The following is an 11,024-nucleotide window of genomic DNA, read 5'->3' on the forward strand; positions in this document are numbered from 1 at the left end:
TCCTCCGCCTTGCGCTCGCACGCACCAACGCGGACATCAGCCGCCGGCGCGGCGGGCGCTCCCTGATCCGGCCTGATCCAAACGACAGGCCCTAGCCGACCTCGGCGGTGTCCGCGTCGGCGCGGGCGTCGCCGTACTTGGCCACGTACTCCCGCGCGATCCTCAACCCCTCGTAGTGCAGGGCCTCTCCGGCGGCCAGCACCCGTGGCAGCAGTTCGCGCTCGGTCGTCACCGCCCGGAAGGCGAGCGCCACCGTCACGTCGTGGTCCGGCCGGTGCACGATCTCGATCGCGTCGCCCGCGCGGATCTCGCCGGGCACGACGACCCGGAAGTACGCGCCGGTGACGCCCTGCTGGGTGAACCGCCTGACCCAGCCCTTCTCACCGAGAAAGCCCGCGAACGTACGGCACGGGATCCGGCCGCTCGTCGCCTCCAGCACCAGATCCGGGCCGACCCGCCAACGCTCCCCGATCTTCGTCCCGTTCAGATCGATCCCCGACGTCGTGAGGTTCTCGCCGAAGCCGCCGTTGGCGAGCGGACGCCCCAACTCCCGCTCCCAGAAGTCCAGATCCTCCCGCGCGTACGCGTACACCGCCTGGTCGCTGCCACCGTGATGGCGCAGATTGCAGACCGTGTCCCCCACGACCCCGCTGGCGCCGGTGCCCTTCCGGCCGGGATCGCGCACCAGGACCGGGCCGTCCACCGGCCTCTTGTCGATGCCGGTCGCGCCGCCCGGCGCGTCCGTGTACCCGACGGCCTCGGGCCGCCCCACATTCACGGTCAGAAGCTTCATGACCGGCACGCTAACCCCCGCCCCCGCGTTGCGCCTCTCAAATGTTCCGCCCCTAATTTCTCGATATCTCCAAGTTTCCCTTATGTTTGAGGCGTGATCGAAGCCCGTCACCTCCGTGTCCTGCGTGCCGTCGCCGCCACCGGCTCGTTCTCCGCCGCCGCGCGCGAGCTGGGGTGCACCCAGCCGGCCGTCAGCCAGCAGATGAAGGTCCTCGAAGCGTCGGTCGGCACGACCCTGCTGATCAGAACCGGCCGCACGATGCGCCTCACCCAGGCCGGCGAAGCGCTCGTACGCCACGCGACGGGCATCCTGTCGGGGCTCACGGCCGCCGAGGAGGAGGTCGCGGCCATCGCGGGCCTGCGCGCCGGGCGGGTGCGGCTGGTCTCGTTCCCCAGCGGCAGCTCCACCCTGGTCCCCACCGCACTGGCCGCCCTGCGCGACGCCCACCCGGGCACCCGAGTCTCGCTCGTCGACGCCGAACCGCCCCGCTCCGTCGAGATGCTGCGCGACGGCGACTGCGACCTGGCGCTCGCCTTCCGCTACGACTCCACCGGCGGCGCCGAGGAGTGGGACGACCTGGTCGTACGACCGCTGCTCACCGACCGGCTGGTGGGACTGCTCCCCGAGGGCCACCGGCTGGCCGGGGCCGGCACCGTCGCGATCGGGGACCTGGCCGACGAGGCGTGGATCGCGGGCTGCCCGCGCTGCCGTCACCAACTGGTGGACGCCTGCGAGAAGGCCGGCTTCACCCCTCGTATCGACTTCGCCACGGACGACTACCCGGCCGTGATCGGCCTGGTGGGGGCGGGGCTCGGGGTCGCCTTCCTGCCGGAGCTGGCCCTGGAGTCGGTGCTGCCGAAGGGCGCTCGTACGGTCACCGTCGAGCCCGCCGTCCGGCGCGACATCGTCGCGCTCACCCTGCCCGATCTGGCGCAGGTCCCCGCCGTGGCGGCGACTCTGGACCAGTTGGAGCGGGCCGCGTCACGCTGACGCGGCCCCTTCCGGCGGCGATCCCGCCGAGATCCGCCAGGGTCCTGCGAACCTGCGAAGCTCCCGCGAGGAGTGCAGGAACGTTTCTGCATCGTTTTGTGTCGCGGGTCAGGCGCGACCCGACCCGTTCGCCCCCGAGGTCGCGATCAGCCGGGTGCGTGCGCGCCCCATCAGCTCCTCGCGTTCGTCCTCCGTCAGCCCGCCCCACACGCCGTACGGCTCCCGCACCGCCATGGCGTGGGCCGCGCACTGCGCGCGTACCGGGCATCTCATGCAGACCTCCTTGGCCGAGGTTTCGCGGGCGCTGCGTGCCGCGCCCCGTTCTCCCTCCGGGTGAAAGAACAGCGAGCTGTCGACGCCACGACAGGCGGCGAGGAGCTGCCAGTCCCACAGATCTGCGTTCGGTCCGGGAAGTCGGGAGAAATCTGCCATTGCTCATGTCCCCTTGAATCCGTGGAGGCGGATACGGGCCGCTAAGCCCTGTCTTCCTGGTCAGGCCCAGGGCCTGAGAGCGCCCTGGCGCGCCGGATACGAGCCCGACGTGCTGAACACGTCGTGCCCACGACCGTACATCTCCTGTGTAAGTAGATGTAAATATGACTCATTGCGAATCTAGCCACAGACACCAAAAAAGGGGAAGAAATGGCGCTAAATGGGGCATAGCTCAGAGTGATCGAGACATGACCTGCGAGGCTCTGCTCTGTGTGCGCGTCCTCACGTAGAGTGCCGAAGGCGATTCCGGACCCGTAACTCTTTCGAGTGACCGTCGTTGAGTGGTCGAGGCGGTTGAAGGAACAGGCGATCGGGCACATGTCCGATGGCGTCAATCGCACAGGTGACCACATGTACTCAGCCTGGAGGCTCAACGTGACGCGCATCAGCTGCGGAGGGCGGCCATGACATCCGTCCTCGTCTGCGACGACTCCCCGCTTGCCCGAGAGGCGCTGCGCCGCGCGGTTGCGACCGTGCCCGGTGTCGAGCGCGTGACGACCGCGGCCAACGGTGAGGAAGTCCTCCGCCGCTGGGGCGCCGACCGCTCGGACCTGATTCTGATGGACGTACGCATGCCCGGTCTGGGCGGCGTCGAGACCGTCCGCCGGCTGCTGTCCGCCGATCCGGGCGCCCGGATCATCATGCTCACCGTCGCCGAGGACCTGGACGGTGTCGCGCTCGCGGTCGCCGCGGGTGCCCGCGGCTATCTGCACAAGGACGCGTCCCGCGCGGAGTTGCGCGCGACGGTCACCCAGGCGCTCGCCGACCCGACGTGGCGGCTCGCCCCGCGCCGGCTCAGGTCGGCCGAGATGGGCGCCGCGCCCACGCTCACGGCGCGCGAGATCCAGGTCCTCGAAGGCATGAGCCACGGCCGGTCCAACGCGGAGATCGGGCGCGAGCTCTTCCTCTCGGAGGACACGGTCAAGACGCACGCCCGCCGGCTGTTCAAAAAGCTCGGCGCCTCGGACCGCGCGCACGCCGTGGCTCTCGGATTCCGCTGGGGCCTGGTCCGCTAGGTCCTGTCGCCGGCCGGGCCCCAAGGTGCCTGGTCGCAGCGGTACGGACAGCTCGTCCGGAGAGTCGCGGAACCCCGTCCGCCGTGCGGTGGGCGGGGCGGCGGAGAGGGCTATCGGTGCCCGTACGCCACAGTTTCCCGCCCGATGCCGCATCCTTGAGTTGTGGAGTTCCTCGGGGACGAGTCGGGCGAGCGGAAGGGGAGGGCGCAGGAGATGGGTTCCTCCGCACCTACTCATAACGCTTCGGTGCACAACTACGAACGCGGTGCCACGGATCCGCAGCGGCCGAGGCACCATGGTCCGATGCGCGATGACGAGACGACGGTGATCGGTGCGCTCGTTCACCGTGCCGTCGAGGGGGACGGGCGGGCAACGCACGATCTCCTGGCTCATGTGCATCCTCTCGCGCTGCGCTACTGCCGCACCCGGCTGAACCGACTGCCCGGTGACGCCCGGCACTTCGTGGAGGACCTCGCGCAGGAGGTCTGCGTCGCCGTGCTGATGGCGCTGCCGCGCTACAAGGACACCGGCAGGCCCTTCGAGGCTTTCGTCTTCGCCATCGCCGCGCACAAGGTCGCCGATCTCCAGCGGGCCGCCATGCGGCACCCGGGGTCGACGGCGGTGCCCTCGGACGAGATGCCCGAGCGGCCCGACGACTCCCTCGGTCCGGAGGAGCGCGCGCTGCTCAGCAGCGACGCCGAGTGGGCGAAGAAGCTCCTCGCCAACCTCCCGGACAATCAGCGCGAGCTGCTCGTGCTGCGGGTCGCCGTGGGGCTGACCGCCGAGGAGACCGGCCAGATGCTGGGGATGTCGCCGGGCGCCGTACGGGTCGCACAGCACCGCGCGCTCAGCAGACTGCGGGCGCTGGCCGAGCAGTAGAAGGCGGCCTGCGGGACCTGATCACGGCGACCGTGCAACCTGATCATGGTGGCCGTGGAATGAGACCCCCGCGGCGCCCGTTAGCATGGACATCCGCACCGATCAAGGCCATCTGGGGAAGGTGTCATGACTGCAAACGTCGACGGAGTGCCCGAGAAGTTCGCGACGCTCGGGCTGACATACGACGACGTGCTGCTGCTGCCGGGCGCCTCGGAGGTGCTGCCCAACCAGGTCGACACCGCGTCCCAGGTCTCCCGGAACGTGCGCGTGAACATCCCGCTGCTCTCGGCGGCGATGGACAAGGTCACCGAGGCGCGCATGGCCATCGCGATGGCCCGCCAGGGCGGTGTCGGTGTGCTGCACCGCAACCTCTCCATCGCAGACCAGGCCAACCAGGTCGACCTCGTGAAGCGCTCCGAGTCCGGCATGGTCAGCGACCCGATCACGGTCCACCCGGACGCCACGCTCGGCGAGGCGGACCAGCTCTGCGCCAAGTTCCGCATCAGCGGCGTCCCGGTCACCGACCGCTCGGGCAAGCTCCTCGGCATCGTCACCAACCGTGACATGGCCTTCGAGTCGGACCGCTCGCGCCAGGTGCGCGAGGTCATGACGCCGATGCCGCTGGTCACCGGCAAGGTCGGTATCTCCGGCGTGGACGCCATGGAGCTGCTGCGCCGCCACAAGATCGAGAAGCTGCCGCTGGTCGACGACGCGGGCATCCTCAAGGGCCTCATCACGGTCAAGGACTTCGTCAAGGCGGAGAAGTACCCGAACGCCGCCAAGGACGCCGAGGGCCGGCTGCTCGTCGGCGCCGCCGTGGGAGCGAGCCAGGAGGCGCTGGACCGCGCCCAGGCGCTGGCCGAGGCCGGGGTCGACTTCCTCGTCGTCGACACCTCGCACGGCCACAACAGCAACGCGCTCAGCTGGATGTCCAAGATCAAGTCGAGCGTCGCCGTGGATGTCATCGGCGGCAACATCGCCACCAGTGACGGCGCCAAGGCGCTCATCGACGCCGGTGTCGACGGCGTCAAGGTGGGTGTCGGCCCCGGCTCCATCTGCACCACGCGCGTGGTGGCCGGTATCGGCGTCCCGCAGGTCACGGCGATCTACGAGGCGGCGACCGTCTGTATCGCCGCCGGGGTCCCGGTCATCGGCGACGGCGGCCTCCAGTACTCGGGCGACATCGGCAAGGCGCTCGCCGCCGGCGCCAGCACCGTCATGCTCGGCAGCCTGCTCGCCGGGTGCGAGGAGTCCCCGGGCGAGCTCCAGTTCATCAACGGCAAGCAGTTCAAGTCGTACCGCGGCATGGGCTCGCTCGGCGCGATGCAGTCGCGTGGCCAGGCCCGCTCGTACTCCAAGGACCGCTACTTCCAGTCGGACGTCTCCTCGGACGACAAGCTCGTGCCCGAGGGCATCGAGGGCCAGGTGCCCTACCGGGGCCCGCTCGGCGCCGTACTGCACCAGCTGATCGGTGGGCTGCGGCAGACGATGGGCTATGTGGGCGCGGCCTCCATCGACGAGATGGAGCGCAAGGGACGGTTCGTCCGGATCACCGCGGCCGGTCTCAAGGAGAGCCACCCGCACGACATCCAGATGACGGTCGAGGCACCGAACTACAACCAGCACTGAACCCCTCCCGATGCCGCCGGTGGCCACTCACCGGCGGCTTCGGTGTGTCGGGGATACTGGGACGGCTGACGCAAGAGGAAAGGCCCCACATCGTGACTGAGATCGAGATCGGCCGCGGCAAGCGCGGACGCCGCGCGTACGCCTTCGACGACATCGCCGTCGTCCCCAGCCGGCGCACCCGCGACCCGAAGGAGGTCTCGATCGCCTGGCAGATCGACGCCTACCGCTTCGAGCTGCCGTTCCTGGCCGCCCCCATGGACTCCGTGGTCTCGCCGAGCACCGCGATCCGCATCGGCGAGCTCGGTGGTCTCGGTGTGCTCAACCTCGAAGGTCTGTGGACCCGTTACGAGGATCCGCAGCCGCTGCTGGACGAGATCGCCGAGCTGGACGAGGCGACCGCCAACCGCAGGCTCCAGGAGATCTACGCCGCGCCGATCCAGGAGGAGCTGATCGGGCGGCGCATCAAGGAGGTGCGCGACTCGGGCGTGGTCACGGCCGCCGCGCTCTCGCCGCAGCGCACCGCGCAGTTCTCCAAGGCCGTCGTGGACGCCGGGGTGGACATCTTCGTCATCCGCGGGACGACGGTCTCCGCCGAGCACGTCTCGGGCGCGGCCGAGCCGCTGAACCTGAAGCAGTTCATCTACGAGCTGGACGTCCCGGTCATCGTCGGCGGCTGCGCCACGTACACCGCTTCGCTGCACCTGATGCGCACCGGCGCCGCCGGTGTGCTGGTGGGCTTCGGCGGCGGGGCCGCGCACACCACCCGTAACGTGCTGGGCATCCAGGTCCCGATGGCGACCGCGGTCGCCGACGTGGCCGCCGCCCGGCGCGACTACATGGACGAGTCCGGCGGCCGGTACGTGCACGTGATCGCGGACGGCGGTGTCGGCTGGTCCGGCGACCTGCCCAAGGCCGTGGCCTGCGGGGCCGACGCGGTGATGATGGGCTCCCCGCTGGCGCGGGCGAGCGACGCGCCGGGCAAGGGGCACCACTGGGGCATGGAGGCCGTCCACGAGGACGTGCCGCGCGGCAAGCTGGTGGACCTGGGCATCGTCGGGACGACCGAGGAGGTCCTGACCGGCCCCTCGCACAGCCCGGACGGTTCGATGAACTTCTTCGGCGCGCTCAAGAGGGCGATGGCGACGACCGGTTACAGCGAGCTCAAGGAGTTCCAGCGCGTCGAGGTGACGGTCGCGGACTCGCAGCACAGCCGCTGAGGCAGACGAGGGTGCCCCGGACCGTGCGCGGTCCGGGGCACTGTCCTGTCCCGGGGCGGCGCGCCTCCCGCGGACATGCCCCAGGGCCTGTCCCGCGAAGTTCCGCCGGACAGGCCCTGGTTGAGGGTCAGGCCTTCTTGGCGCCCGAGAAGGCCGCGAAGGCGGCGAGGGCGAAGAAGAGGAACGTCATCGCCTCCTTGCCCGCGTTCCACGCGTCCGTCAGCAGGCTGAAGTGGTCGAACAGCATCTCCGTCGTCGACAGGCCCAGCTCCTCCGCACCGATGATCGCGATGCCGAAGATCTGGCCCAGGTAGACGGCGGCGAGCGCGAACACGGCGCTGACCACGGCGAGGATCGGGTTGCGTCCGCCGACCTTGCCCGCGACCAGACCGATGACGAAGCCGACGCCGATGGCGGCGAAACCGATCTCGCTCTCGATGGCGCCGGCGATTCCGCCGTAGATGGCGGCGGCGGCGATCGCGGTACCGGCCGCGGCCGCCAGACCGAGGCCCACGTTGTCGCGGACCGGCGGGGCCGGGGCGAACGGGTTGCCGGGGCCGGGCGGGACGGGGCCGCCGGCGAACGGGTTTCCGGGCGGCGGAACAGACTGGCTCATGTGAAGAATCCCCCAAGGAAAGCTCGCACCGTTGTGCGAGCGCCCTGGACCATAGCAGTCCGCTACGACAGCGCCGTAGGCAATTCCCCGGCGGTGGAGGGCGGGTACGCGGTGGGGGAGGGCCGGGGCGTCACCGCCTCAGAGACGGTACGCCGCGCCCGCCGGGCTCGCTCCCCTGGTGTCGAGCAGCAACTGCGCCTTCACGGCGAGACCTTGGAGGTCGTACGTGCGGTGGTGCTGGAGGAGCACCGTCAGATCCGCCTGCGCCGCGGCCTCGTAAAGAGAGTCGGCGCGCGGGACCGGCAGATCGCGTACGCGCCAGTCGAGGACGTACGGGTCCTGGTAGCTGACGGTCGCGCCGAGGTCCATCAGCCGGCAGGCGATCTCGGTGGCCGGCGAGCTCTCCTGGTCGGCGTGGTCCGGCTTGTAGGTGACGCCGAGCAGCAGGACGCGGGCGCCGCGGGCGGACTTGCCGTGCTCGTTGAGGAGCGTGGCGCAGCGCTGGATCACGTACTGCGGCATACGGCCGTTGATCTCCTGGGCGAGACCGACCATCCGCAGCGGGTGGCCCGGTGTGCGGCCCGCGTGCGGGAGGTAGCTGGGGTCCATCGGGACCCCGTGGCCGCCGACGCCGGGGCCGGGGCGGAAGGCCTGGAAGCCGAACGGCTTGGTCTCGGCGCACCGGATGACGTCCCAGAGGTCGACGCCGAGGTCGTGGCAGAGCACGGCCATCTCGTTGACCAGAGCGATGTTGACGTGCCTGAAGTTGGTTTCGAGGAGCTTGACGGTCTCGGCCTCGCGCGGTCCGCGCGCGCGGACGACCTTGTCGGTGAGACGTCCGTAGAAGGCGGCGGCCGATTCGGTGCAGGCGGGGGTGAGTCCGCCGATCACCTTGGGGGTGTTCGCGTGGCCGTGGGTCCGGCGGCCGGGGTCGAGGCGGCCGGGGGAGTAGGCCAGGTGGAAGTCGCGTCCGGCGCGCAGGCCCGAGCCCTCTTCCAGGATGGTGCGCAGGAACCCCTCCGTGGTGCCGGGGCCCGCCGGTGATTCGAGCAGCACGGTGGTGTGCGGGCGCAGCCGGGCGGCCAGGGCGCGCGCGGCCTCGCCGACGGCGCTGAGGTCGAGCGTGCGGTCGGGTCCGAGCGGGGTGGGCGCGCAGATGACGGCGGTACGGACCCGGCCGAGCTCGGTCGGGTCGGTGGTGGGCCGGAAGCCGCCGGAGAGCATGCGGCGGACGTCGGAGGGGGTGAGTGAGCCGTCGACGGGGGTACGGCCCGCGGCCAGTTCGGCGACGGGGCGTGGATCGGTGTCGTAGCCGATGGTCTCGATGCCGGCGGCCACGGCGGCCTGGGCGAGGGGCAGGCCGAGATGGCCGAGTCCGATGACGGCGAGGTCTGCGGGCATGTGGGCCGTCCTTTCCCATAACCGGAGGAGACAAGGAGCGCAACCCGTGTGGACAGAACGAGCGAGCGCAATGTCAGACTAGGCGTAAATATGACCGATATGCGTCATTGCATGGCCTGACATGGCGGGGCATATCGGCGAATTTCTTGGGCCTGATCCGATCTTCAGCCGGCGTTGTCCACAGCCGGTGGCTGAAGTCGGTGAGTCCGGACAGAATCGAAGAGCCCGAACAACACGGGGGGCGACGGGAGGTAGCGGTGAGGACAGCGACACTGGGACCGGAGGAGCGCGCCACGGCTCTGGCAGGGATGGCCGAGCGTGAACTGGACGTGTTGGTCGTGGGCGCGGGTGTGGTCGGCGCCGGGACCGCGCTCGACGCCGTGACCCGCGGGCTCGCGACCGGGCTCGTGGAGGCGCGCGACTGGGCTTCGGGCACATCGAGCCGGTCGAGCAAGCTGATCCACGGCGGACTGCGCTATCTGGAGATGCTCGACTTCGGGCTCGTCAGGGAGGCGCTCAAGGAGCGCGGACTGCTGCTGGAGCGGCTGGCCCCGCATCTGGTGAAGCCGGTGCCGTTCCTCTATCCGTTGCAGCACAAGGGTTGGGAGCGGCTCTACGCGGGATCGGGCGTCGCGCTGTACGACGCGATGTCGTTCTCGTCGGGCCACGGCCGGGGCCTGCCGACGCACCGGCACCTCTCCCGCCGGCACGCGCTGCGCGTCGCGCCCGCGCTCAAGAAGGACGCCCTGGTCGGCGCGTTGCAGTACTACGACGCGCAGATGGACGACGCGCGCTACGTGGCCACTTTGGTGCGTACGGCGGCGAGCTACGGGGCCCATGTCGCCAGCAGGGCCCGTGTGGTCGGCTTCCTGCGGGAGGGCGAGCGGGTCGTCGGAGCCCGCGTGCGGGACGTGGACGGCGGCGGTGAGTACGAGATCCGGGCGAAGCAGATCGTCAACGCGACAGGCGTGTGGACGGACGACACCCAGGCGCTGATAGGCGAGCGCGGACAGTTCCACGTCCGGGCGTCCAAGGGCATCCATCTGGTCGTCCCCAAGGACCGCATCCACTCCTCGACCGGACTGATCCTGCGGACCGAGAAGTCGGTGCTCTTCGTCATCCCCTGGGGCAGGCACTGGATCGTCGGCACCACCGACACCGACTGGGACCTCGACAAGGCGCACCCGGCGGCCTCCAGCGCGGACATCGACTATCTCCTCGAACACGTCAACTCGGTCCTCTCCGTACCGCTGACGCGTGACGACGTGGAGGGGGTGTACGCCGGGCTGCGCCCGCTGCTGGCCGGCGAGTCCGACGCGACGAGCAAGCTGTCGCGCGAGCACACGGTCGCGCACCCGGTGCCGGGCATGGTCGTCGTGGCGGGCGGCAAGTACACGACGTACCGGGTCATGGCCAAGGACGCGGTGGACGAGGCGGTGCACGGACTGGACCAGCGGGTGGCCGCCTGCGTGACGGAGGACACCCCGCTGCTCGGCGCCGAGGGCTACCGCGCCCTGTGGAACGCGCGGGCGGGGATCGCCGCGCGGACCGGACTCCATGTGGTGCGCGTGGAGCATCTGCTCAACCGGTACGGGGCGATGGTCGAGGAGCTGCTGGAGCTCATCGCGGCCGACCCCGGGCTCGGCGAGCCGCTGGGCGCGGCCGAGGACTATCTGCGGGCCGAGGTCGTGTACGCGGCGTCGCACGAGGGGGCGCGCCATCTCGACGACGTCCTGACGAGGCGGACGCGGATCTCGATCGAGACGTTCGACCGCGGGACGCGCAGCGCGCGCGAGTGCGCGGAGCTGATGGCGCCGGTGCTCGGCTGGGACAAGGAGCAGATCGAGAAGGAGGTCGAGCACTATCGCAAGCGGGTGGAGGCGGAGCGCGAGTCGCAGCGCCAGCCGGACGACCTGACGGCGGACGCGGCGCGGCTCGGGGCGCCGGACATCGTGCCTCTGTGAGGTGCGGGACCGTCCCTGAGGGGCGTT

At 70.5% G+C, this 11,024-nt stretch carries 10 protein-coding genes; 6 read left to right on the forward strand and 4 right to left on the reverse strand.

The genetic code is table 11. From position 1 onward, the window contains the following. Positions 1-91: 91 nt before the first annotated feature. Complete coding sequence (locus ACFWHU_RS09020) at positions 92-793, reverse strand: MOSC domain-containing protein (protein ID WP_387224479.1); 702 nt, start codon at positions 791-793, stop codon at positions 92-94. A 93-nt stretch (positions 794-886) separates the two neighbouring features. Here ACFWHU_RS09020 and ACFWHU_RS09025 point away from each other — a divergent pair, with 93 nt between their 5' ends. Further along, positions 887-1,783: a LysR family transcriptional regulator gene (locus tag ACFWHU_RS09025; protein WP_385791509.1), complete on the forward strand. Its 897-nt coding sequence runs from the start codon at positions 887-889 to the stop codon at positions 1,781-1,783. A gap of 108 nt (positions 1,784-1,891) precedes the next feature. Here ACFWHU_RS09025 and ACFWHU_RS09030 read toward each other — a convergent pair whose 3' ends face one another. Continuing rightward, a complete protein-coding gene (locus ACFWHU_RS09030; protein ID WP_069625260.1) occupies positions 1,892-2,215 on the reverse strand; it encodes a WhiB family transcriptional regulator in 324 nt (107 codons plus the stop codon). Between the two features lie 464 nt (positions 2,216-2,679). Here ACFWHU_RS09030 and ACFWHU_RS09035 point away from each other — a divergent pair, with 464 nt between their 5' ends. From ACFWHU_RS09035 to ACFWHU_RS09050, 4 genes are all read left to right on the forward strand, one after another. After that, positions 2,680-3,291, forward strand: coding sequence for a response regulator transcription factor (locus tag ACFWHU_RS09035; RefSeq protein ID WP_003948568.1), 612 nt, complete (start codon positions 2,680-2,682; stop codon positions 3,289-3,291). Between the two features lie 303 nt (positions 3,292-3,594). Then, positions 3,595-4,170: a sigma-70 family RNA polymerase sigma factor gene (locus ACFWHU_RS09040; protein WP_385791507.1), complete on the forward strand. Its 576-nt coding sequence runs from the start codon at positions 3,595-3,597 to the stop codon at positions 4,168-4,170. Between the two features lie 126 nt (positions 4,171-4,296). Then, positions 4,297-5,799, forward strand: a complete 1,503-nt coding sequence (gene guaB / locus ACFWHU_RS09045; protein WP_381794866.1) for an IMP dehydrogenase — start codon at positions 4,297-4,299, stop codon at positions 5,797-5,799. Positions 5,800-5,891: 92 nt separating this feature from the next. Next, positions 5,892-7,016, forward strand: a complete 1,125-nt coding sequence (locus tag ACFWHU_RS09050) for a GuaB3 family IMP dehydrogenase-related protein (protein ID WP_069625261.1) — start codon at positions 5,892-5,894, stop codon at positions 7,014-7,016. Between the two features lie 127 nt (positions 7,017-7,143). On the opposite strand, the gene ACFWHU_RS09055 is transcribed toward ACFWHU_RS09050, so the two are convergent. Together ACFWHU_RS09055 and ACFWHU_RS09060 are read right to left on the reverse strand one after the other, a co-directional pair. Beyond that, positions 7,144-7,632 carry a hypothetical protein gene (locus ACFWHU_RS09055; protein WP_385791504.1) on the reverse strand — a complete coding sequence of 163 codons (489 nt, stop codon included), beginning with the start codon at positions 7,630-7,632 and terminating at the stop codon, positions 7,144-7,146. A gap of 138 nt (positions 7,633-7,770) precedes the next feature. Further along, a complete protein-coding gene (locus tag ACFWHU_RS09060; protein WP_385791502.1) occupies positions 7,771-9,033 on the reverse strand; it encodes a nucleotide sugar dehydrogenase in 1,263 nt (420 codons plus the stop codon). 257 nt (positions 9,034-9,290) lie between these two features. On the opposite strand from ACFWHU_RS09060, the gene ACFWHU_RS09065 reads away from it, so the two are divergent. Continuing rightward, the gene (locus ACFWHU_RS09065) at positions 9,291-10,997 is read left to right on the forward strand and encodes a glycerol-3-phosphate dehydrogenase/oxidase (protein ID WP_385791500.1); all 1,707 of its coding nucleotides are present in this window, start codon (positions 9,291-9,293) and stop codon (positions 10,995-10,997) included. The last annotated feature ends 27 nt before the right edge of the window (positions 10,998-11,024 follow it).

Source organism: Streptomyces sp. NPDC060366 (assembly GCF_042725135.1).
Taxonomy (GTDB): domain Bacteria; phylum Actinomycetota; class Actinomycetes; order Streptomycetales; family Streptomycetaceae; genus Streptomyces.

Coding starts and splice junctions, on each gene's coding strand:
- ACFWHU_RS09020 (WP_387224479.1), bottom strand. CDS start 793: ATGAAGCTTCTGACCGTGAATGTGGGGCGGCCCGAGGCCGTCGGGTAC.
- ACFWHU_RS09030 (WP_069625260.1), bottom strand. CDS start 2,215: ATGGCAGATTTCTCCCGACTTCCCGGACCGAACGCAGATCTGTGGGAC.
- ACFWHU_RS09035 (WP_003948568.1), top strand. CDS start 2,680: ATGACATCCGTCCTCGTCTGCGACGACTCCCCGCTTGCCCGAGAGGCG.
- ACFWHU_RS09040 (WP_385791507.1), top strand. CDS start 3,595: ATGCGCGATGACGAGACGACGGTGATCGGTGCGCTCGTTCACCGTGCC.
- guaB (WP_381794866.1), top strand. CDS start 4,297: ATGACTGCAAACGTCGACGGAGTGCCCGAGAAGTTCGCGACGCTCGGG.
- ACFWHU_RS09055 (WP_385791504.1), bottom strand. CDS start 7,632: ATGAGCCAGTCTGTTCCGCCGCCCGGAAACCCGTTCGCCGGCGGCCCC.
- ACFWHU_RS09060 (WP_385791502.1), bottom strand. CDS start 9,033: ATGCCCGCAGACCTCGCCGTCATCGGACTCGGCCATCTCGGCCTGCCC.